The organism is Paenibacillus sp. MMS18-CY102 (assembly GCF_009789195.1).
GTDB lineage: Bacteria > Bacillota > Bacilli > Paenibacillales > Paenibacillaceae > Paenibacillus_T.
Window position 1 is genome coordinate 26,341 of the sequence record NZ_WSTC01000039.1, and the last position, 23,491, is coordinate 49,831.

Annotated in this window: 14 protein-coding genes; 7 read left to right on the forward strand and 7 right to left on the reverse strand. The window is 49.8% G+C overall.

Translation table 11 applies throughout. The annotated features are described in order from the left end of the window. The first annotated feature begins 90 nt into the window (after positions 1-90). The 4 genes from GON22_RS22190 (at position 91) to GON22_RS22205 (ending at position 4,694) form a co-directional block, all read left to right on the forward strand. Positions 91-795 (forward strand): winged helix-turn-helix domain-containing protein, encoded by a 705-nt coding sequence (locus GON22_RS22190; protein WP_160398305.1) that lies wholly within the window; start codon positions 91-93, stop codon positions 793-795. Beyond that, entirely contained in the window at positions 792-1,814 is a 1,023-nt protein-coding gene (locus GON22_RS22195) for a sensor histidine kinase (RefSeq protein WP_160398306.1), read from the forward strand. The genes GON22_RS22190 and GON22_RS22195 overlap by 4 nt, the downstream gene beginning before the upstream one ends. A gap of 185 nt (positions 1,815-1,999) precedes the next feature. Further along, positions 2,000-2,770, forward strand: a complete 771-nt coding sequence (locus GON22_RS22200; protein ID WP_160398307.1) for an ABC transporter ATP-binding protein — start codon at positions 2,000-2,002, stop codon at positions 2,768-2,770. Beyond that, positions 2,739-4,694, forward strand: a complete 1,956-nt coding sequence (locus GON22_RS22205; protein ID WP_202113447.1) for an FtsX-like permease family protein — start codon at positions 2,739-2,741, stop codon at positions 4,692-4,694. The genes GON22_RS22200 and GON22_RS22205 overlap by 32 nt, the downstream gene beginning before the upstream one ends. A 574-nt stretch (positions 4,695-5,268) precedes the next feature. Here the strand turns inward: GON22_RS22205 and GON22_RS22210 are convergent. Both GON22_RS22210 and GON22_RS22215 read right to left on the reverse strand, forming a co-directional pair. Beyond that, complete coding sequence (locus tag GON22_RS22210; protein WP_160398309.1) at positions 5,269-10,359, reverse strand: alpha-amylase family glycosyl hydrolase; 5,091 nt, start codon at positions 10,357-10,359, stop codon at positions 5,269-5,271. 249 nt (positions 10,360-10,608) lie between these two features. Next, a complete protein-coding gene (locus GON22_RS22215; RefSeq protein WP_160398310.1) occupies positions 10,609-11,955 on the reverse strand; it encodes an MFS transporter in 1,347 nt (448 codons plus the stop codon). Between the two features lie 173 nt (positions 11,956-12,128). Here GON22_RS22215 and GON22_RS22220 point away from each other — a divergent pair, with 173 nt between their 5' ends. From GON22_RS22220 to GON22_RS22230, 3 genes are all read left to right on the forward strand, one after another. Then, on the forward strand, positions 12,129-13,052 hold the full coding sequence (locus tag GON22_RS22220; protein ID WP_160398311.1) for a LacI family DNA-binding transcriptional regulator: 924 nt from the start codon (positions 12,129-12,131) through the stop codon (positions 13,050-13,052). A gap of 121 nt (positions 13,053-13,173) precedes the next feature. Next, entirely contained in the window at positions 13,174-14,133 is a 960-nt protein-coding gene (locus tag GON22_RS22225; protein ID WP_160398312.1) for an AraC family transcriptional regulator, read from the forward strand. Between the two features lie 124 nt (positions 14,134-14,257). Next, positions 14,258-15,229 (forward strand): alpha/beta hydrolase, encoded by a 972-nt coding sequence (locus tag GON22_RS22230; RefSeq protein ID WP_202113448.1) that lies wholly within the window; start codon positions 14,258-14,260, stop codon positions 15,227-15,229. Positions 15,230-15,324: 95 nt separating this feature from the next. Here GON22_RS22230 and GON22_RS22235 read toward each other — a convergent pair whose 3' ends face one another. The 5 genes from GON22_RS22235 to GON22_RS22255 all read right to left on the reverse strand — a co-directional run bounded on the left by GON22_RS22235 (position 15,325) and on the right by GON22_RS22255 (position 22,730). Further along, on the reverse strand, positions 15,325-17,406 hold the full coding sequence (locus GON22_RS22235; RefSeq protein ID WP_160398313.1) for a methyl-accepting chemotaxis protein: 2,082 nt from the start codon (positions 17,404-17,406) through the stop codon (positions 15,325-15,327). Between the two features lie 80 nt (positions 17,407-17,486). After that, a complete protein-coding gene (locus GON22_RS22240) occupies positions 17,487-19,166 on the reverse strand; it encodes an alpha-amylase family glycosyl hydrolase (RefSeq protein WP_160398314.1) in 1,680 nt (559 codons plus the stop codon). Continuing rightward, on the reverse strand, positions 19,163-19,999 hold the full coding sequence (locus GON22_RS22245; RefSeq protein WP_160398315.1) for a sugar ABC transporter permease: 837 nt from the start codon (positions 19,997-19,999) through the stop codon (positions 19,163-19,165). Before GON22_RS22245 ends, GON22_RS22240 begins: the two co-directional genes overlap by 4 nt. Next, the gene (locus GON22_RS22250) at positions 19,996-21,306 is read right to left on the reverse strand and encodes a sugar ABC transporter permease (protein WP_160398316.1); all 1,311 of its coding nucleotides are present in this window, start codon (positions 21,304-21,306) and stop codon (positions 19,996-19,998) included. Before GON22_RS22250 ends, GON22_RS22245 begins: the two co-directional genes overlap by 4 nt. Before the next feature lie 86 nt (positions 21,307-21,392). Continuing rightward, positions 21,393-22,730: a sugar ABC transporter substrate-binding protein gene (locus GON22_RS22255; protein WP_160398317.1), complete on the reverse strand. Its 1,338-nt coding sequence runs from the start codon at positions 22,728-22,730 to the stop codon at positions 21,393-21,395. Positions 22,731-23,491: the final 761 nt, after the last annotated feature.

A 23,491-nucleotide genomic window follows, 5' to 3' on the forward strand; every position in this document is an offset into this window, starting at 1 on the left:
AAATAATCCAAATTTATGTATTGAGCGTACTGCTTCTGGCGATTAGAATAGATCGATAACGAAACGTAACGATAGGAGGCAGTAAACCTCGTGCACAATATACTAGTCGTCGAAGACGACGACAAAATCGCAGATATGCTAAGCGCTGCGATCGCCAAATATGATTTTGCAGTGAAGGTTGTGGAGGATTTTAAGCTCGTTCTGGATTGTTTTCTAGCGGTTAAGCCCGATCTGGTGCTGCTGGATGTCAACCTGCCCAAATTCGACGGCTTCTACTGGTGCCGGCAAATTCGTGCCCAATCCACTTGCCCGATCATCTTTATCTCGGCGCGGGACAGCCAGATGGACCAGGTTATGGCGCTTGAGAACGGCGCGGATGATTACATAACAAAGCCCTTCGATATCGAGATCGTTGTTGCCAAAATCCGCAGCCAGCTTCGTCGGGCATACGGCGCTTATGCGACCGGCCAAGAGCAAGAGCGGACGGTAACAAGCGCAGGCTTGCTCTTTTATCCAGAACGGTATGTCGTCTCCTATCAGGGGAATTCGATCGAGCTTACACAGAAAGAAGCGGCGCTGCTAGAGGTGCTCATGCTCAAAGAAGGGCGCGTCGTCAGCCGCGAACGGCTGCTGGACCTTATGTGGGAGGACCAGCATTTTATCGATGATAATACGCTCAACGTATACATCACCCGCGTTCGCAAGAAACTAAAGGAAATCGGTGCGGGCGAACGAATTGAAACCGTCAGGGGCGCGGGCTATCGCATGATCCCTGAGCTGGAGGAGCTGCCATGAAGCTGTTCTGGCGCACACAGCTGCCGCTGATTCTGATTTTCAGCATCCAGCTTGTTCTTGTCCCTCTGCTCTACGCCCTTACCGGTGAAGGCCGCGCTGTCTCCGTTATGCTCTATGGGATGCTGATTAGCGCTTCTGTGCTGCTCGTTTACCTCGCCTATCATTATGTAATGAATCGGGAGATGTACAAGGAGCTATCGAAGCCGGCGGATTGGGCAGGCAGCTCAGCTGACGCCATTACAGTTCCGCCGCTTGGCTCCTCTCCGTTGCCTGAGGCGATTCACGAGCGCATGTTGCACTATGAATTTCAGTACACCGAACAATTGCAGCGGCAGCAAAATGCTATGGAGCAGCATATCACCTTCATCAATCGCTGGGTTCACCAAATGAAAACCCCGCTGTCCGTCATTCAGCTTACGCTGCCTGAATTAGAAGATGCGCCTGCCGGCCATATTCGGGATGAGCTGGACCGGCTCCGCAAAGGGCTCGAGATGGTACTGTACACGGCACGGCTGGAACGGTTCGAGCAGGATTTTGCCGTGGAAGCGCTCGGTCTCCGTGAAGAAGTGAACAAGGTAATCGTTGAACGGCGCAAGCTCTTCATCCGCAAAGGCATTACCCCGGAATTCCAGATCGACAGCTCGCTAAGCATCTACTCGGATAGCAAATGGTTTCGGTTCATGCTCGACCAGATCGTAACAAACGCCGTCAACTATTCCGGCGGCGGCTCCGGCAAACGCGTGTATCTCATCGCCGAGGATGCAGGAGCGAACATCCTGCTCCACATTCGTGATGAAGGCATCGGGATTGAGCCGGAAGATATTGGCCGGGTTTTCAACCCTTACTTTACGGGGGAACGGGGCCGGCAATATGCTGAATCGACTGGCATGGGGCTGTATCTCGTCCGCGAAATCGCCCATAAGCTCGGGCATTCCGTACAGTTGGAATCTACGCCAGGGCAAGGGACGACTGTGTCGTTGGCACTTCGCAAAGCTGAACCTACAGGCACACCTTCCTAAGAGGTGTGTCTTTTGGCTATCGCTGGCATACAGCCCTACAGATGGCCCGCGCGAACAGCATACGAACATAACCTTTCATCGTTGTAAGCAAAGCTTCATCTAAATCGATAGCACGAAGCCGCTCATGCTTGGTAAAGTGAGAACATCAAACGAACACGCAGGAGCGAAAGGGGAACGAACCAAGCATGAACATTTTAGAAGTAAAGGGCATGAATAAAGTTTATACAGGCAGAGTCGCGACACACGCTTTAACCGATATCCATCTCACCATCTCAAAGGGCGAATTCGTCGGCATTATGGGCCCATCCGGCAGCGGCAAAACGACATTATTGAATATGGTATCTACCATCGACCGCCCGAGCACAGGCGAAGTGCTAATCGGCGGCTCCAACCCCCATCGGATGAAAAAAAGCGAGCTGGCGCTGTTCCGGCGCAGGCAGCTCGGCTTCGTATTCCAAGATTTCAACCTGCTCGATACGCTTACTGTGGCAGAGAACATCGTGCTTCCGCTTACGCTCGACCGTCGCCCGATTAAGGAAATGGACGCTTTGCTGTTCCAAACCGCCGAGCGGCTAGGCATTACGGAAATATTGAATAAGCGCACGTATGAAATATCCGGCGGGCAGCGCCAGCGGACAGCTATTGCCAGAGCTACCATTACATCGCCTGTCCTGCTGCTGGCGGATGAGCCAACAGGTGCGCTTGACTCCCACTCTTCACGGGTCGTGATGGAATCGTTGTCCCAAATTAACGAGAAGGACGGCACGACGATCCTGCTCGTCACCCACGATCCACTAGCGGCAAGCTACTGCAATCGCATCGTGTTCATTAAGGATGGCAAGCTTGCAGCCGAAATTCATCGCGGGGAGAGCAGGCAGTCTTTCTTCCAGAAAATTATCGATACGTTATCCTTCTGGGGAGGTAATGCAAGTGAACTTTCCTCAATTCGCGTTTAATAACGTACGCCGTAACGCGCGGGCATACAGCTCGTTCATGCTGAGCAGCGCATTTATGGTTATGATCTTTTTCACCTACTCAGTCTTCATGTACCATCCTGGCATCGACCGCACGGCCATGGGCCAAACAACACAAATGGGCATGACCGTCGCCACGTGTATCGTCTATGTATTTGCGTTCTTTTTCGTGCTGTACTCCATCAGCGTATTTCTCAAATCGCGTAATCGCGAATTCGGCATTCTGATGATACTCGGCGCACAGTCTAGACAGATCAACCTGCTCATTTTATTGGAAAATATGTTGATCGGCCTCATTTCGATCGTATGCGGCATTGCAAGCGGCCTGTTGCTCTCGAAACTGTTCCTAATCGCCAGTACACGAATGATGGAGATGGAGGAGCTTCCGTTCTATTGGCCGATGAAGGCGATGGCCGTGACCGCTTCCGCTTTCATCCTTTTGTTTCTTGTCATCTCTGTGTTTACGCTGTTCTTCATCAGAGGCAGCCAAGCACTAGAGCTATTAACCGGGGGCAGCAGGCCGAAGAAGGCACCGCGCGTTAACCTCTTCTTCGCTCTGCTTGGCACAGCATTGCTAGCTACTGGCTATGCAGCGCTGCATCTGAAATTCGTAGGCTCCCTCTTCATTCCAATCGCAGCTGTAACAGGCATCGCTGGCACGTACTTTTTCTATTCCCAGCTTACCGTGTGGATCGTCCGGTTCGTGCAAAAGCGCCGCAGGTTTACGTGGAAAGGCACGAATCTGCTCTGGATTTCAGAAATGAGCTACAAGCTGAAGGATAATGCGCGAATTCTGTTCCTCGTGACCGTCGTAACGTCGATTGCGTCCATGTGTGTCGGCTTCGTGCTCGCAACCCAGCAGACCGTCCGCACGACATTCGAGAACAATCCTTTCGCGATCTCGTATACCCCATATGAGAAATCGGATGATAAGGCGATTCAAGCAACATTCGGCAAAATCGATCAAGAGCTGCGTGCAGCCAATCTGCCGTATCGCAAGCTTACAGTCGAAACGCTTAGCCTAGCGGTCCCGAACGGTCCGTTATGGGGCATGCGCATGATGTCCGAGAAGCAATACAACAAGTTTGCAACTGACATGCAGGCGGAGCCCGCTCCTTCCTTAAAAGATAAAGCCGCGTTGCTCGTAGTCGGTCCGGACTTTGCACGGGGAAGCGCGAATTGGAACACGATTGATATTTATGCGGACCGAAATAAGGATGCCAAACTTTCCTTTGATTATGAGATCCGAACGGAGCCGCTCGCTGCCGTGAATGGAGGCAACAAACTGCTCATCGTCAATGACAGCACCTACTCCCAGTTACAAAAGTCGTACGCCAGCCAGAAAATAAATGTGGATCACACGGTCTTGTATCAATTAACCAATTCCGTTGGACTGCCTGACCGCTATGATCCCGAAACGGTTGCTGGCATGAAGATCATAGAATGGAACGACAAACTTCAGAAGCAGGGGGATAGCAGCGGATTTATTCAAGCGCGCGCAGACTTATATTTCAGCCAAAAGCAAATGTTCATGCTGCTGGACTTTATCGGCCTGTTCCTCGCGCTTATCTTCTCCCTCTCATCGGCAAGCTTCCTGTACTTCAAGCTGTATAGCGAGCTAGCAGCCGACGGCATCACCTATCGCGCTTTATCGAAGATTGGCCTTAGCAACCGTGAGATGAACCGATCCGCTACGCTTCAGATTGCGATTATCTTCTTCATCCCGATTGTTGTGTCGACCATTCAGACATTCGTCGTGTTGAAGCCGGTTTTATCAATGGTTCAAATTGCACATGTGACCGGGCCTGTGCTTATCGCTTCAGCTGCATTCCTCGTCATGCAGATTATATATTTTATCATTGCTAGATCAAGATATATCCGTTCCGTTAACCGCATGATGGTATAACGTCCGATGTGGGCTGCCCCTCTTCACAAGTAGGTGGCAGTCTCTTTCTTTATAGTTCTAGGCTCATTACCCTACGCTCGCCTCTCCCCACTTGCTCTTCCATTGAACCGCCAAGCACCACTGCCATTGCAATTCAACAAAAAACCAGCTAATGTTTGTCAAGCTTTGGCGTCTTGTGTTAGGGAAAAATCTTGTTATAATTCTGTACATGCCAAATAACCTCCGTTGGCCATGTCAGCTCCTCCTGATGTGAATCTAGCCGGCAATCCCACGATGGTTCCAAACCCATAGCTTCGCTTGTGATACGAGGTCAATTGCCCCAACCAGCTCAAACATGGTCATTGGAGGTAGTAGGAGAACAGTTTTTTGTACGGGATCGATGTCCCTAAAAGCCCTGCGTCCTCCCGGCTACCGCCATCATAGTACGGCCACAAAAATAGGCCAACTAGAAATCTCTGGCTGACCTAATAATACGAAAAAGCCCTCTATGCAGGCAGCAATTGCCTTGCCTGCATAGAGGGCAGAATCCGTTAATCCATCGTCAAGCTATACATCCGCATCGCTTGCCAATGCCTTACTTCGTGTAGTTTAGCAATCGATTCAGCACAACCGCTGCTTCTGCACGCGTCGTGTAGCTGCTTGGCTGCAGCTTGGAAGCTGCGTCGCCGCGCAAAATTTGGGCTTGCAGGCTGTACAGCATACCTTCCTTCGCCCAAGCGCTGACGCTTGCGCCATCGCCATATTGCGATAGCAGCGCCGCATCCGCTGGAGCAGCTGGCAATTTGCCCAGCTTATCCAGTGCACGAGCGATCATGACCGCCATCTCTTCGCGCGTCACCTGCGCATTCGGACGGAAATGAGCAGCATCTGCTCCACTTACAACTCCTGCTTCATAAGCCGCTGTAACCTCTGGTGCATACCATGCGCCAGCAGCCACATCACTGAATGGCGTTTTCGCTTCAGCCGATGCCTCAAGGCCGAGCGCACGAACCAGCAGCGCTGCGAATTCCGCACGTGTTACTTGCCCATTCGGGTTAAAGGTCGTTGCTGTATTGCCGTTTACGATATGTTTGGCAGCCATTGTTTTAATGTCCTGCGCTGCCCAGAAACTTGGGCTAATATCCGTGAACGTTTTGTCAAACGTCAGTACAGCATACTTGCTGAAGTGATACACTTTCGCTGACATTGAATCGCTAAGGAACGTAATTTCCCCGTTGTCCGCGATGTAGTAAATGCCTTGCAGCCCGTTGCTCGACTTCGCATCGGCTGCGAATGTCAACGTGACAGGCTCTTTGAATTCGGTCAGTACCTTTGCTTTTCCATCTGCGCCAACATAGGAAACCGTAAGCTCATACATCGAACCGGACAAGCTGACTTTCGCCGCGCTCGATTTCGATGCTTGTTTCAGAAGCTCATCAGCCTGCGCCGAAGGAACAACTTTGATTGCCATGACGATTTGACCGTTCGCTGCCGCACTGCCTGCCGGAGCCAAAGCTTGAAGTTCAGCCAGAACCGACGAAGGCAGCGTTACTTTCAGAGGCCCTGATGTGAACTCAACTGCGGAGCTGCCCACCAGTATTGCGGCATTTGACGGAAGAACGACATTAAGATTCGTTCCGTTTGCCGTGCTGCCTTGATCGCCGGAGACGCTCGGAACCGTAATGGAAACCTTGCCATCTTTCGGTTCTTCCTTCAAATCCTTCTCATCTACCGTTACCGTTGTAGCTGTATCGGATCCCGTTTCTGGTTTCGTAACTGGCGGTGTGCCGCCACCGCCTACAACCGGAGGCACATCTGTCGAAACGCTGCCGCCACTGCTGCTGATCGCTGTCAGAACGAACGTGCCGCCTTGATCGCGTCCAGGCAGAGCTAACGTAACTTGTTTGTTGCTAGAAACCGTATACTCCACGCCGCTGTAACGATCCACAACTTTTTGGCCCGCTGCGAACGGCACATCGAGCGTAAGGTTCTTAGCATTTTTCGTTGTGTTCAAGCCTACGAGAAGATGTTCACCTTGGTACGCTCTGTCGAATACGAGATAACCATCACTGTCTCCGCCGGCAACTTTCGTGCGTGTGCCTTTGGCGAACACTTTGGAATACGATGCCCGAACTTGCAGCAGCTTCTGATAATGCGCATGCAGTGCTTGCTCTTCAACAGCTGCAGGGTCCGTTAATTTGTCCCATGCCATGTCATAGCGATTCTCATTGTAAATGCCATTATCGAAATCGCCTTTTCTTCCCGACTGGCCTAATTCTTCCCCGTAGTAGATAACTGGTTGGCCTTTAGACGTAATTTGCAGCGCTGCCGCTACTTTGAGCATGCCTTTGTCACCGCCGACATGATCGCTAAGGAAGCCTTCCTCGTCATGGCTGCCCAGGAATTGTCCCATCGTCGCCGTGTTATCCATCAACGCGTTACGATGCTCCATGTAGCTCTCTACATCGTCAATGCCGCCCTTAACGAATTGTTCTGCACGGTTGTTGAAATCGAAGTCCAGCAGGGAATCCATCGAACCGGAACGAAGTGCTCCGCCTTGATTATCGATGCTCGCTCCGTAGTTCTCAGCAATCATCTTGAATTTCGGATTGATTTGCGTGAGCGCGTTTTTGAACGCTTTCCACGTCGTATCTTCAACATGCTTATACGTGTCGATACGGAAGAAGTCGATTGTATCGCCGCGATCGGTTTTCGCACGCTCCAGCCAAGATGTTTGCCATTCGATAATTTTGGCGCGTACAGCTGGGTCCTCAGTCTTAAAGTCAGGAAGCCCCGCGAGCTCTCCTGTCACCTCGTCCATGCTGTTGTCTGTGCGAAGCATACCATCGAACCGCGCTTTGTCTTCTGCGGATACGTTCGGATTCGTATCGCCTGGTTTTAAGCCATAGCCTGTATGGTTTAGTACAACGTCGACCATGATTTTGATGCCTTTGTCATGTGCAGTATCGATCAATTGTTTAAACGTATTCAAGTCGCCAAGGTGCTCATCGAGCGCCTCAAAGTTTTTAGCCCAGTAGCCATGGTACCCATACTGCTTAATCGTAGTGCTTTGGTTGAAGTCATTATTGTCTACAATTGGCGAAATCCATACCGTATTAATGCCCAAATCCTTCAAGTAATCAAGCTTCTCGATCAGACCTTTGAAATCGCCTCCGTGATAAGCCTCTAGTGCCGTCTTATCAACGTTGAAGTTATTCGTTTCATCCCCATCTTTAAACCGGTCTGTCAGTAAGAAGTAGATTCGAGCCTCATCCCAATCAAAGTCAAGCGAACCGACGGATTGCCTAGTTTTCACCGTCACCCTGATCATATTCGCATGCTTGTTGCCGTACTGGTCGATCGCCACGACTGGAATAATCTTGTCGCCAGCTGGAACGTTGTCTGCTACCGCAATCGTTCCTTGCATCAGTTTTTGGTCAATCTGGAACTTCGCCGGTCCGCCCAGCGACGTCAGATCCAGATAAACTTCACGATACGTAACTGTCGCTTTGGATGCCAGATTTACGGTCACTACAGCATTCTCATTAGATGCGATTGCTTGCGGCAATACAGTTCCGCTAACCACAACTGCTGGATTATAGTAATCGAATGCTGATACGCCGTTCACCGTATTTTTCGGATCATTTACTTCAGTTGTTGCGCCGTTACGCGTAACTAGGAAGGAATACGTATAAGAACCATCTTGCAGGCCGGACAAGGTATAATCAAAATATTGTTTGTCCGCGCGATACGTCATATCGTACGTTTGCGTTTGGTTGCCTTGCGTTACCTTTACTTGTACGCCCGTAATCGTATCCATCTGATTATTGTTATACAACTGCTCATCACGATAGAAGAACGTCACTTTCCCATCATTGAACACTGGTCCCGTTACGTTAGGCACAACTTTGACTTCCAATTGGCCACTCGTAACCGTTGCTTTCGTAATAACCTGATCCAATGGCGCTTCGACATAACGGTCAGTGTTCATATCCGTCTCTACCCAGTCGCCTTTCCTTACCTTAAAGCCCATACGGGAAGTCGTATCGCTAATTTCGATACGAGCGACCGCGACGCCATTCTCGAATTTAGAGAAATCAATGCGGTCATTCTTCGCGCCTGTTCCCCACACCCACAGGTTCCAGTCCGTATAATCCTGGTCTGCCCGTACGTAGGTCAGTTCAATATAACGTTTCACAGGAGGATGCGCCTTAGCATCCAATGCAGAAGCACGGTCGTAATAAACATCCGGCTTCTTCTCAAGCATCCAAGCATCAACAGATGTCTCGCCAGCAGGAACTGTAATGACATGAGTCAAGTCCTGCGAAGTCCATGCGCCCGGGCGTTGGATGGCAGAGATCGAATCGAACGGCAGCTTGACCTGCACCGTCACGAATCCATCTGCATCAGTTCCCGTAAAGTCGTATTCGGTACCGCCCATATAGCTGTTGAAGATCCAGTTATCCCAATTTGCCATGTTGCCATCATATCGATAGTAGTGAAGATTGAACGTATACATCTTCCCTTGAATCGAAATTTTCTTCTTTGCTTGTTTGCCGCCGAAATCCGCTACCACCGTTACGGAATCATTCACTTGAACGACATACGAAGGATCGACCGTTAATGCCGAACCGGTAATCGAGACGCCCGGCTTGTTTTGCTCAAGCGACCATGCTGGTGTGATATCGCTTACATTGCCGGAAGGATCAACGAGCTGCGCACTCAGTGCAACCGATCCGCCCTTCCCGATGTCGTTAGCCGAGTTAATCCGTATACCCGGTACATGAACGACTGAATTGCCATTGCTGCTGAGAATATTCAGAGGGTCCGTGAATGCATTGTCCCACTTACCCGAAACAGGCACGAATTTGTATTCATAAGTACCTGGCGTAAGGTTTTGCGTAACGCTGAATACGCCGTTTGCATCCTTCACCATCGGTATGCCATGGTTGTCCCATCCGTTCATGCCGCCAACAAGATTCAGCGTAGCGCCTTGTTCCGTCTTGTTGTTGAAGGTAACGCTTCCATCTGTATTGATAACAGGGCTTTGCAGCGCTTGCCCAACGATATTTACCGTCTTTGTTGCCGTAAAGCCATTATAGGTTGCTGTAATGTCCACAGGTCCTGTAGTAGCATTGCCAGCAACGGCCAGCTTGCCGTTAGCGATGCTTAAGCCTGGTGCAGTTACCGACAAAACCGGAGCGAACTGCTCGTCGGCATTGCCCGTAAAATACGTAGCCGACACAACGGTTTCCGTACCAAGCGCAAACTCGTCTGCCGTGTTGAATCTTACGCCCGGAACCGACAATCCCGGATTTGAATTTTTCCTAACCGAATTGAGCGGGTCGCCCTGCCATGCGCTGCCGTTTGTCATTAAACCATACTCATACCATCCGGCTGGCACTTCCCGGGTTACTGACCATACGTTGCCCGCACCAAGTGCAAGCTCAATGTTTTCTCCCCAGTTTTTATAAAATTCCCCTTTAACCTGAGCGCTTGTTTCACTGCCGCTGCCTTGATAGTTAAACGTGACATCTGCGCCTGTGCCCGTAGCATTAGGAAGGCCAATGACTGGGCTCTGAAGGCCAACAGCCGCTTGAACGGCAAAACCGCCCCCTATTAACTGCCCGACCGTCATAACGAGTACGACGAGTGCTGCGATGAATGCTCTACTCTTTCTTCTCAAGCGTATCCCTCTCTCCAACATATAATGGTTCTTGCAAACGTTTGCATTTCTGCAAAACAAAAACCCACAACGAAGCAACCAACCGACAACCACCAATGGGCTGAACGCAAAACAACCCCGTTTCTCCTCTAAAGGAAAAACGGGGTTGTTTTTAAAACACGATGTGTTCTAAAAATCATAGCCCTCATATTGTCATAAACAATCGTTAGGTAGTTGTTACTAGTATCATACCATTAATATGAATAAAGTCTAGTACTGACGTAGCGGTTTTAACCAAATTATTGCCGCAATTCCAACTAGCAATAAACATAGCCCTTGCGCACCTAGCACAACATGGGCACCGAGTACATCTGCAAGGGAAGAGGAGATGAGAAGGCCTATCGACGGCGCAACTCCAGTAATAGAGCCAAGCGTGCCATACACTCTGCCTTGCATCTCATTAGGCACTTGCGAGCGCAGAATGATCTGTATCATCATCGAGCAGAATGCGAACAGCATGCCTCCTAGCAAAATAAGCGGAAGCGCTGCCGTAGCACGGGGCAGCATCGCTATTATGGCGAACACGGGCCCTAGTGTAACGACGCCGGTAAATACCCACCAGCCTTTGCGGCCGATTTTGGAACCGAGCGCCATAATGATTCCCGCTCCGATCAGATAACCTAACGGCACGCACATCTCGATTAGCCCAAATGCTATCGGTCCCGCCTTCCATTCCTTGATCGCTACGACTTGGATAAGCATAAGCGATGACATGAATAACAATATAATAATCGGATTCAAAATGACAATGGAGCGAGCCAGCGCATCCTTGCGAATATAAGCAAAACCAAGCGCGAGCTCCGCCCATAATGACTTCTTCCCTTCACCGTTTGAAACGTCCTCAGCGGATTGAAACGGTCCAGTTGCGGGAACCGGATCATCTGCCGCCGATTGAAATGGACCTGCTGCTTGAACCGGTTCATCAGTTGCTGAATCAAATGGCCCTGCCATAATAACGCACAACGCGGAGAAGAAAAATGTGGCTGCATTAAAGACCATCGCCCAAACGCCGCCGAATGCCGCAACAGCTACACCAGCTAACGCAAGCCCCGAAATGCGGGCAATATTGTCGGTTAAGTAAACGGCACTTGTCGCTTGCTCGATTCTCCCCTTGCCCGCCAGCTTCGTAATCGAGGCATGGAAGGAAGGCCCTTGGAACAGGCCGGCGAATGCCGACAAGCAGATTAAAACCAGTATCGCTGCGAATGGCAAATGGAAAGCAAACATAAATAAAGCCAATATGCAGGCCAGAATGCCACGCGATAGATCCGAAATCAGCATCAGCTTGCGCCGGCTCATTCGGTCTGCAACCGTCCCCGCGATCGAGCCAAACAAAACGCTAATCAGCGTATAGGAAACTAAAATGAACGCCATCTGTTTCGCGCTTCCAGTTGTCTGGAGCACCCAAAGGCTTAGCGCGATGCCGCTAAAGCAGTCCCCGAATACGGCAACCAAATTGCCTGCCAAAATTGAAACGAATGGCCGATTGCGCCAAAGCGGCCGATCGCCTCCTGCTAGGATAGCCTCTCCCCTCTTCAGCGCCTGCATCGTTTCCATGCCTCTCACCTCATCTGTGAAGTCAATTCCAACCGTAACTTAACCGGTTAAGTTACGTTCAGTATAGGTGATCAACTTTCGGTTGTCAATCATTCCTGCGCCCAAAATTGACACTTTTACCCGCCCCTTATATGATGGAAATACTTATGTCACGGAATCGGAGGACGCCGTTCATGCCCAAAAAACCGACGCTTCGAGATGTCGCCAAGGAAGCTGGCGTTTCCGTTGCTACCGCAAGCTATGTACTCAACAAAGTAACGAATCAAACGATCCCAGAGGAAACGAGAAAGCGCGTTTACGCTGCAGTAGAAAAGCTAAGTTACATTCAAAACCTGACCGCTCGAGCGCTCTCCGTCGGGAAAACGAATTTGCTCGGCATTCTGCTCATTGGCACAGATTCCGATCTTATTACGAAGCATATTAGCTACGCCAAATTTATCGATCAACTGGAGCGCCTCAGCTTGGAGCGCCAATATCGGCTCTTGGTCGCCCGAATCGATCCTGGGCAGCCAAACTTCGACCTCGTGCTCGAACGCAAGCTTGACGGGGTGTTCGTCATCGACGCCAGTGCGAACTCCTTCCATGAGGTTGCAAGCAAGTTCACCTTCGGCACGCCGATTGTGCTCGTGGACGGGTTGATCGATGATCCTTTATTCCGCCACGTCGTACACGATTACAAGCAACTATTCGAAATTGTAAATGGCATTTGCAAGGGACAGCCCTACTCCATCGTGCACGAGCATTACCATAACCAAGCGCTCAGCGATTGGCTGCAGCAAGAAAGCGGGTTGCCTTCTAGCCGCATATGGCCTGCTGTCCGGGATATGCAGTCGCTGCGTGCTTTCGCTGCCGCCCATACAAGCCGCCCGCTGCTCGTATTAAACGAATTTTTAGCCTTGCAGTTAGCTGCGTTTGTAAACCCTGCGGATATGATCGTCGTATGTACTTCGGATTGCCCTGAATATGTCCCTCACGGCGCCCGTGCCATTCGGATGCAACAAAACAAAGCAGAGCAAGCCTATGAAATGATGAAAGCAATATTGAATGATCCGTTTGCAACTGAGCACAGTGTGCTAATTCCATTCGAGCAATCGTAATGAATCGCCAATTTGAAGGCACTGCTACCAATCAGGTACAACCTCGACGCCAATTCGGCAGAGGTTGTACCTTTTTTTGTTCCCATTCGCAGATTCCAACAATGCCATAAAGGAGGGTCCCATGAAAGTTGAAACCGTCGGCGCCATTTATCACCCCGGATATCGCCATGCACTTGGATATAATCCGGAAGAAACATTCGGATGGGATGCATCCCACCGCTCCCGATACAAGCTCGTGCTTGTGCTCGAGGGGACCGGGCTAATTGCCTACGGCTCCCACACTTATCCGCTCATTTCGCCAGCTATCTATTGCTTTAACGAGCTAGAGACCGTTCATTTATCCGCCATTGGGCATTTAGCAGCTTACTCACTCTATTTTCACCCTGGCATTCTGAATGCCAAATTCGAATTGAATGGCGATCGGCTATTTTCAGCCGAACAGCCCTTTCCTTCCGATTGGTCTTTATCTGACCAACAGGACCAATGGTGCCTTGAGCCTTTCACTAATCGTCACGGCGCTTATTTGGGCTGCATTCCAGTCGACCCGGCAACCGCACGCCACTGCCTATCCATCATGGAAGCAATTAACGTGCAGTTGGCCACCCAACCTGATTATCACTGGCCTTGCCGAAGCCGTACTTATCTGCTGGAGCTGTTGTATCTGGCCAGCCGAATGTATCGACAGGTGGACTCCTTTCCCAAGCCGGTAAACGCCGTGGATGCCCAGATTGCCGAATCAGCGGAAGTGACGGACCGAGTCGATGCCATCATTCGCTTTCTGCATACCCGCTACACCGAGAAGATTCGGATCGACGATTTGGCACGCAATTTTCATACGAACAAAACGACGCTTAACCAACAATTCAAACGCCGCACAGGATCAACTGTCATCGCGTATCTGAATCAAGTTCGCATGCAGATGGCAGGCTCAATGCTGCGCAATACGCTGCTTCCCAAGGACGAGATTATGCAACGCATCGGCATTCGCGATCCTGCGCATTTTTTGCGCAATTTTCGCAAATTTGCTGGCTACACGCCAACGGAATACCGTAACCAATTTTGCTGGATGCTCAAAAACTAGCGAAGGCGGCCAACGCTTTCGATTTGCATCGTTTCCTTTCCGATTTGCAATATTCGCACCCTCGTTTCTTTTCTATGATGAATAGTAGCCTTACCTACACTCATGAATAGAAAAGGGGTTTCCAATGAAACGCAAACAGCTAACTTTCGTTTCCGCGGCTTTGCTTGCCTCGGCGCTCCTCCTTCAAGCATGCGGCGCTTCAACAACTGGGGGGAAAACGAATGACGCCACGCCGCCGCAAACAACTGCAACGCCTGCCTCCTCCACAGCCGATTCCGCTGGCACGGAGATCGCTGGTTTGCCGGAAAGCGCCAAACTGATCTCGAAGGCGGCAAGCGTGTACCGCATCCTGTTTGATAGCCCTGCACTCGGCAAGGAGGTTCGATTCAATGTATATTTGCCGCCGGGTTATGATGCAACGAAGCACTATCCAACGCTCTACATGCTGCATCCGCTTAATGGCTCGGAGAACTCCGTCCTATCGTCAGTGGGCCTGTCGGCTGCAGCTGACAAGCTAATCGGCGAGGGTAAAATTCAACCGCTCCTCATCGTTGCGCCGTTATTAGAAAGCAGCTATGGCCTCAATCTGACCGAGGAGGATGCAAAAACCTGCTCTTCGTGCACGATTGGCAATTACGAGGATTATTTGATAAAAGACTTAATCCCTTACGTTGACAGCCATTTCGGCACCATCGCAGACAAGAGCGGCCGTTATATCGGCGGTTTCTCTGGCGGAGGCCTCGCAGCGCTGCACGCTGCCTTCACGCACTCGGACCTGTTCAGTAAAGCCGGAGGCCATAGCGCTTCGCTCTATCTCGATGCTTGGCCGGACCTCTATTCCACGCCTGAGCTTCGGAACCAAAGAGACCCGCTCGTCTTAGCCGAGAACGCCGATCTGGCCGGCTTATCCATCTACTTGGATTGTGGCGATCAAGACCCTTACCGGTTTTATGAGGGAGCGGAGAAGCTGAATCAGTTGCTGCTCAAGAAACAGGCCAAATCCGAGTATCACCATTCGCCAGGCGCCCACGATGAGGCCTATTGGGATCCAAATTCGGAAAACTACTTGCTGTTCTATGCTGGACTAGCCTCTTAAACGAAATCAAGGGATGTCCCCAAAGCCTCGACGGCTGGGGACATCCCTGTTTTGTACTGCAAATTAAAGCGGCTTTGGAGCGTGCAACAGCTTGCTCATTTATCAATAGCTTCCGTAAACCCATCCGTATTTCCTTCCACGCTCTCCCCTGTGCCCTCGCCTTCCTTCGTCCCGAATTGCGCCAGCACCTCGAGCAACTGGCTAGACAATGAGTCCAGCTCATCGGACAACGTGACGAGCTTCACACTAACATCCATCTGGCTGGTGGTGAGCGTAGCAACCTCTTCTGAGGACGCTGCTGACTGCTGCGACACTGCACTGACATTCTCAATGGATGCGATAAGCGTGTTTTGCGATTCGTCTAGTTCCACAATCGATGAAGTCGATTGCGCAAGCTCATGCACGAACAGCCCCATTTGGTTTTTCACTTCCCCGAACAGAACGGCCGCTTCCTTCACTGCTGTATTTTGCTCTTTCAACAGCGGTGAAATCGTCCCTAGCTCGCCGACCGTACTGTCGATGCCATGCTGAATTTCCTCCGTCATCTGCTGTACCACGCCGATCGAATCTTTGGATTGTTCCGCGAGTTTACGAATTTCCTCTGCGACCACCGCGAAGCTTTTGCCGAATGCTCCAGCGCGCGCTGCTTCAATTGATGCGTTCAAGGAAAGAATATTCGTTCGTTTCGAAATATCGTGCATCAAAGCCATAATCGTTCGAATCGAACCTGCACTCTCTTTCAGGTTGCCGATCCGCTCTACCAACGATCGCGATAGCCGTTCCGTCTCATCCGTCATATCAATCAACTCAACCATGTACGTGGAGCCCTGCTCACTATATGTGCGGACACCTTCAGCCGTCGACTCAAGGCGTGTATTCGTTGCGGTTACAGCGTTCATTTTGCCGCCGATCGCTTGCGTCAACAGAATGCCGCGCTCCGCTTCCTCTGCGAGGTTCATCGCGCCTTCCGCAATCATGCCCGTCACTTGTGCGATTTCGCCAGCCGAAGCCGCCGTTTCTGTCGATACCCGCTTCAATTCCTTCGCAGATAGGACGAGCTGCTGCGCTGACTCATTCGAGCGCGCGACAAGCAGGCCGATTTGCTCCATCATCCGGTTAAAGTGCCTCGCAAGCCGCGCAATTTCGCTCGGTCCCCTCAGGTCCATCCGTACAGACAAATCCCCATTCTCGCCCTTCTCCATAAGCCCGCATAGCTTCGCGAGCGGGCGGCCGACTTTACGGGCGATCAAATAACCCATCACAAGCGCGGAGACAGCTGCCGCTACAACCATCCACATCGTCAGCTCCAAGATGCGCCCGGAATCCCGAACGAGGTCATTGACAGGCAGCGTTCCAACCATATGCCATGGCGTTGCCTTTGACGGCTGCTCCAAAGAAAGCGTTTCTGCTTCATCTATAGCTGGAACCGCTTTTCCAATAAGTTCGGATGCGGCTGCATAAACGATCTTATTGTCTCCGTCTACAACCATCAGCTGGCCGTTATCGCCAATTTTTGAGGTTGCAAATACATCGGTTAACAATTGGCTTTTCAGCTCAATGACTAGCAAAAACTCTGCTTCCGGGTTTTTCAAGTTTTTAAGCAATCGCCCGATGGTAATCGTAGGCTCCGGCGCATAGCCGAACAACCCCTTTTCCAACGTTGGCACGAAAATAGGCTCTCCTTTTGCATCAACCATTTGTTGGAGCCACGGCTTATTAGCCTCCGTAATCTCAAGCGCGTTAGCGCCGCTTGATGCTAATGCTTTCGAATTATCAAAACTGCGTGGCACAAGCCGAAGCGCCACTAGATTCGGTTCAGATGAAACAACGCCGTCTAAGCGGTTGCGAATGGCATCCTGCACCGTTTGTTTTTTGCCCACATCAGCGTTAGCGTCCATATGTATAACAAGCTGTTCACGGAGCAAGGTATCCACGAGAAACTGCCGGGATAACCCTGCATAGGTGGACATCAGAAAATCCAGTTTGTCCGTTGCCTGCGTCAACGTTTCCTGCGATGCCTGTGATACTTTATCCTTCAAAATTGATTTGGACATCGCATAAGAGGCGTAACCAAGAATAGAGACAAGAGCAACAATTCCTGCGAATGTGATGCCGAATAATTGCAGGCCTAACGATTTGCGCGAGCGGACTACGGATTGGCTTAACCGACTAATCATATTGATATCCCCCTTCGTAAGTCATTCCCAAGATGAGAAGAAAAAGGCCGGAACCCAAAGCTAGGAATCCGGCCTTCTCCTTATTGCAAAATAACAGTGCTGTATGGCGGCAGCTCCAGCTGTCCTTCTTGCAGGGCAATGCCATCGGCAACACTTTGGAAACGTACCTTCGTAAATGGCACCTTCCCATTAGCGTTCAAATCAATGGCCTGCTTGCTTCCCGTCAAATTATGGACAACCAGCAATGTCGTATTGCCGCTAATCCGCGCATATGCGAGCACACCGGCTTTCTCTATCTCGAATGATGCGATTCCTCCATCACCTAGCGCAGGCTCTTCATAACGCCACGAGATTAATTTCTTATAGAAATTAAACATAGAATCGGGGTCCTTCAGTTGCTCCGCAACGGACACCGTCTTCTCATTGCTCGATGCTGCTTCCCATGTAGCTTGCCCATCGGATTTATGGTCTGCTGCCCAAATCATCGGCTCACGAAGCCGTTCATCCGGCTTCGCGCCCTCCATGCCGATCTCCTCCCCATAATAGAGGAATGGGTTGCCCGGCATCGTCAGCAATAGGGCTGCAGCCATACGGGCATGATTCGGATCGCCGCCCATCTCGCTCATCACGCGGTTTCCATCGTGATTCGATAGGAATGGCGCATCGACGAATGCCCCTCCCGATTGCTTGCTGAAGTAGCTATACATCCGATTGAGCGTTGATCCAACGGCATTTGCCTGTTCATTTTTCGCAGAATCGAGCATGAGTTTGCTCAGATCGAAGTCGAAGCCCGAGTTAAGTGCATGATCAAGGAACGGCCCAACTACGGACATCGCATCCCAAACTTCGCCAATCAGATAAGCATCCTTATTTACGCTGTCCATGCCTTGGCGGAATTCCTGCCACCATGCTTTGTTCTTCATCGGTGTCTGGGGATCGTCCACGGAAGACTGGAAATCTTCATAAATATGCTTAGCTGCATCCAAGCGCAAGCCGTCCATGCCGAGCTTGAGCCAGAACTGCCCGACTTTCACTAGCTCTTGCCGCACTTCTGGATTATCGAAGTTCAGGTCAGGCATGCTCTCCGAGAATACGCCCAAGTAGTGGGAATTGCCCGCAGGGTGAAACGAAGTCGGCCCCAAAGCGCCTACGGTATTCGTGCTAATCCCTTTATCTTCGGCCCATGTGTACCAGTCCCGATATTTGCTATCCTTGCCCTTCGCAGAATCAAGGAACCAAGGATGCTTGCTGCTCGTATGGTTCACGACCAAATCCATAATGACTTTAATGCCCCGTTTATGCGCCTCATCCAGCAATCGCTTAACATCGTCCAGCGTGCCATAATCCGGATTTACCGCGTAATGGTCAGTGACATCGTAGCCATGGTAGGACGGGGACGGGTTGATTGGCATGAGCCAAATCCCCTTGATCCCCAGTTGCTGCAAATAGTCGAGCTTATTCGTAACGCCTGCTAAGTCGCCGATGCCGTCTCCATTCGAATCATTAAACGACCGAACGAAAAGTTCATACCAGACACCGCTGCTTTTGCCCATCGGAGCAATTGGATCGGTGAATGTGTAGCCATCCGTTTCCTTAGCCGCAACTGCATTGCCAGCTTCCGTCTTAGGTGCCGCCGCCTGCTCCTGCTGGCCCTGCGCCCCGTTGCCTGAACATCCAGATAACATGAGCGCAGATGCCGACAGCAATGCGAGCGATAGGCCAGCAAGACGCCCTGCCCGTTTCGAGGAACGGTTCCTCATCCTTTTTCCGCCCCTGCCGTAAGCCCTTCTACTAACATGCGTTGGAAAATGATGAAAATAAGAACGACTGGAATGGAAACGAGTACCGAACCTGCCGCGAACACAGTAAATTGCGTTGATGTTTGCGTATTAACTAAGTTAAACAACCCGACTGCAAGCGTCTGCTTGTCTTCCGTACGAAGAATCGTTTGGGCGAAAATGAATTCGCTGAACGTACCAGCAAATGACGTAACCGCCATATACACGATCAGCGGACGGGACAATGGCAGCAAGATACGGAAGAAGACGCCCCAGTTGCTTGCACCATCGATAATCGCTGCTTCTTCAAGGCTTTTTGGAATCGTATCAAAGTATCCCTTAACCAACAGGTAACCTACTGCTGCACCAGCCGAAGACACCATGATGAGTGCCGTATGCGTATTAAGCAGCTTCATGTTGTTCAAGAGTACAAACACTGCCATCAAGCTTAAGAAGGAAGGGAACAGCCCGATAACGAACAAGCCGCTCATAATCGTCTTGCGTGTTTTGAACCGGAAACGTGAAAACGCATATCCTGTGAGCAACTGGAAGATAACGCTGAGCACCATCGTAATGATGGAAATTTTCAGTGAGTTAATATACCAAGTGCCGAACGATAACGTCGTGAATAGCTCTCGGTAATGCTCCAATGTCCATTTTTGCGGGAGCAGCGTTTCACTAAATAGCGAGGTCCCCTCCCGGAACGAGGAGAAGACGATCCACAAAGCCGGATAAATCGTAACGACTGCAATTAGAATCAGCAGTACATAGCTGATCGCCAGCCACATTTTTTGGCGAAGTCGGTAAATATTCATCGCAGGTTATCCTCCTCTCTGAACGATCGAGTGCGCCGGAAACTAAAGTTAGCGAACACCGCGATAATAATAAACAGGAAGATACTGACGACTGCCGCAAAATTGTATCTGCCATTCGTTATAGAAAGGCTATACAGCCACGTAATCAAAATATCGGTATGTCCCGCAAACTGGTATTCACTATTAGTCGGTCCACCACTGGACAGCAAGTAAATAACGTTGAAGTTATTAATGTTTCCTACGAATTGGCCGATAAAGATTGGCGCAAGGGAGAACATAACGCTCGGGAACGTAATCTTTCTAAACTTATAATAAGCCGAAGCTCCATCAACTTCCGCCGCTTCATACAAATCGCGTGGAATCGTCGTCAAAATGCCAATGATAAGCAACATCGAAGCTGGGTAGCCCAACCAGACGTTAACCATTATAATCGTTGCTTTTGCCCAAGTCGGATCAGACAGCCATTCCGGACCTACAATGCCTAACTTTAACAACATTGTATTGATTGGCCCAAATTGTGCGTTGAACAGGTTTCTCATGATCAAAAGCGACAAGAATGCAGGAATCGCGTATGGAATCATATAAATAGCACGGAAAACCGATTTGAAACGAATGCCTTTCTGTTGAACAAGCAATGCAACGGCAAACCCGCCGAAGAAGGTCGTGAAGGTTGCGAGTACTGCCCAAACCATCGTCCAAGTGAATACGCCTATAAAGGTATGCGCCCATTGGCTTAATCCTAGCAAATCCTTAAATGCGCGGAGCCCTTGCCAGTCAACGAGATTCCCTGGCGGTTCATGCGTGTTGTTGTAGTTCGTAAAAGCAATCAGAATTGAGAAAATAATTGGCAATATCGTAAAGAAGAAAACGAAAACGAGTGGAATCGTAATAACTAACTGTGGAAACTTCTTGTCCAAAATAAACAGGAATGTTTCACGGATTGTATTGAGCTTCTTTCCTTCTTCGCGCAGCTTCCCTCCGGAATATGCATCACGTATGTTGTTAATGAAGAGGTAAATGACCAGCAGCACGACGAAGATCGTAATCAACCCTTCGATCATTAAAAAGATGGAATGGTCTCCCGGTACCCTTTGTGTGAGTCTCCCAACTTTTTCCATGTGTTGCTTCGTTTCGCCGAGCGTTGCAATGCCCCATAGCGCATGGCCAAGATTGTTAATCGCGTAATAAATTGCCGCAGCGTAGACAACGATGAAAGATATGCCTTTCGCATATTGGCGGTTATAAAGTTGGCCAAGGCCCATAAATACAGCAGAAAGCACTGCTGCCGTCGTCCGATGCTGACGCAAATTCAGACTCTCCTCTCATTAGAGAATCACCCGTAACCTCGATTACGGGTGATTGCCTATTAAACATTATCAGGAAAAGTTCCCTCTTATTTTGCTTGCGTAATGAGCGTTTTCATGTCAGTTACAGCTTTATCCAGTGTTGCTTTTACATCAGCATTTTTGTCCCAGATTGCAGGGTATACAGGACCCATTGCCGTCCAGAAGGAACCGGATTCTGCGATCGAAGGCATTGGCTCAACGTTTTTGAATTGCTCCATGAACGCTTTAACTAAGTCGTTTTGGAATGCTGGGTCTGTATCCAGGCCTTTACGAGCGGATACTGTACCCGTCATTTGGTACATCTTAACTGCTGCTTCTTGGCTCGATACGAAGTGAGCGAACAAACGAGCAGCGTTCGGGTATTGCGAGAACGCGCTTACGAAGTACGATTGTACGCCAGCGAATGGCTTAGGCGATTTGCCGTTAGGCATTGGAGGCAGCGGAACCGCACCTACATCAAAGCCAAGCTTTTCTTTCGTGAACGTTCCGAGCTGCCAGATGCCGTCCATGTCGATTGCCAGTTTGCCTTTTTGGAACAGGTCCGTTTTTACGTCGCTCGTTGCGTCAGCAACTTTGAACGGCATAACTTCTTTCATGCTTTGCATGAATTTGATGCCTTCAACTGAACCTTCGTTGTTCAAACCGATATCAGTAGGGTCCGTATTGTTTTTGCCGAATACATAACCGCCGCTGCCGCCGATGAACCCATAGTTGAAGTACGTATCATCCAGCTTCCACATGATGCCGAATTTTTTCTCAGCTGGATTGTTATAGGCTTTGGAGAACGCCTTGATCGAGTCCCACGTTGCAAGGTCTTCTGGCTTCACCAAGTTTTTGTTATAGAAGAGGAGGTAAGTTTCAATGTTACGCGGGTAGCCGTAAAGAACACCGTCTGTGCCCGTAACTGCGTTAACAGCCGTTTCTACGAAGTTCGCTTTCGTATCTTCTTCGTAGTAGTCATTCGGGAGAACAACGCCTGCTTGAACTGCGCGGTTAACTTGGTCATGTGCCAACATGAATATGTCTGCGCCTACGCCTGCAGGGCCGTCTTTTTGAACTTTGTTCAGTGCATCAGAGGAGCCCACTTTTTGGTACTCAACTTTAATGCCATATTTCGCTTCGAACTCTTTGCCCATCTCTATGAGGTAATCCTTTTGCTCTTGCGCAGCCCATACAACCAGCTTCGCGCCTTCTTCAGGCTTAACGTCTTCTGTTGCTGCCGCTGCTGGGTCTTCAGCTGGCTTTTCCGCGTCATCAGTCTTTGGAGTTTCTGTGCCAGCTGTTGTTTGTTTAGGCTCATCCTTTTTGCTATCACTGCCGCATGCTGCCAGTGGTACTGTGAGCATTGCCATTGCAACCAACGTCATCAAAAGCTTCTTTTTCATTTGAAAAGTCCCCTCTCTTTTTAAACCATTTAGTGCACTTACGCAAACGTTTGTACAACAGGTTGGACTTTTCGCGTGAAAGCAAGTACAACCGCTCTTTTCACCGTTTGGAAGCGCTTAATGACTGCTTCTTTACTATACACTTTTTCTAGGCGTTGTAAATACGTTTGCACAGTCCAAATTTCTAAACAATTAACAGAAATACTCTCATTTTCGTCATTTTTCTCACAATACCTCACTATTTCAAGATACATTGAAAAAATGCCATTTTTATCAATTTGGCAATATGGAATATAGGATTGCACAAAATCTGTGAAAACTTGCACAGTTCTTCACGAACTTTGCATAAAAAACCACTTGAAATAATTGGATTAACCAATGACTACAATGGTTTTTCGGTCATAATTTTGTTCAAACGTTTGCACAAAATTAATAAATGAAAGCCCAGAAGTTTCCTCCTGTACTGCCCTCAGGTTTCGCTTGAGCCTATTGGCGCTCCGGCGCGCTAGCTTGCCGTTTAGGGCAGGTTTTCCTGCCCTATTGGCGCTCAAGCGCACTAGCTGGCCGTTTAGGGCAGGTTTTCCTGCCCTATTGGCGCTCCGGCGCGCTAGCTGGCCGTTTAGGGCAGGTTTTTCGAGGTCACTGAAAAAGTCCAACTCTTAGAAAAGGTACAGCCCTTCAAAAAAGTTGAAGAGGCTATGCCTTTTTTGCCGTATAATTGAGTCATTACAAAAAAGTAGGTGAGCGGATGATCCGGCAAC

Coding starts and splice junctions, on each gene's coding strand:
- GON22_RS22195 (WP_160398306.1), top strand. CDS start 792: ATGAAGCTGTTCTGGCGCACACAGCTGCCGCTGATTCTGATTTTCAGC.
- GON22_RS22200 (WP_160398307.1), top strand. CDS start 2,000: ATGAACATTTTAGAAGTAAAGGGCATGAATAAAGTTTATACAGGCAGA.
- GON22_RS22205 (WP_202113447.1), top strand. CDS start 2,739: ATGCAAGTGAACTTTCCTCAATTCGCGTTTAATAACGTACGCCGTAAC.
- GON22_RS22215 (WP_160398310.1), bottom strand. CDS start 11,955: ATGGAAACGATGCAGGCGCTGAAGAGGGGAGAGGCTATCCTAGCAGGA.
- GON22_RS22220 (WP_160398311.1), top strand. CDS start 12,129: ATGCCCAAAAAACCGACGCTTCGAGATGTCGCCAAGGAAGCTGGCGTT.
- GON22_RS22225 (WP_160398312.1), top strand. CDS start 13,174: ATGAAAGTTGAAACCGTCGGCGCCATTTATCACCCCGGATATCGCCAT.
- GON22_RS22230 (WP_202113448.1), top strand. CDS start 14,258: ATGAAACGCAAACAGCTAACTTTCGTTTCCGCGGCTTTGCTTGCCTCG.
- GON22_RS22235 (WP_160398313.1), bottom strand. CDS start 17,406: ATGATTAGTCGGTTAAGCCAATCCGTAGTCCGCTCGCGCAAATCGTTA.
- GON22_RS22240 (WP_160398314.1), bottom strand. CDS start 19,166: ATGAGGAACCGTTCCTCGAAACGGGCAGGGCGTCTTGCTGGCCTATCG.
- GON22_RS22245 (WP_160398315.1), bottom strand. CDS start 19,999: ATGAATATTTACCGACTTCGCCAAAAAATGTGGCTGGCGATCAGCTAT.
- GON22_RS22255 (WP_160398317.1), bottom strand. CDS start 22,730: ATGAAAAAGAAGCTTTTGATGACGTTGGTTGCAATGGCAATGCTCACA.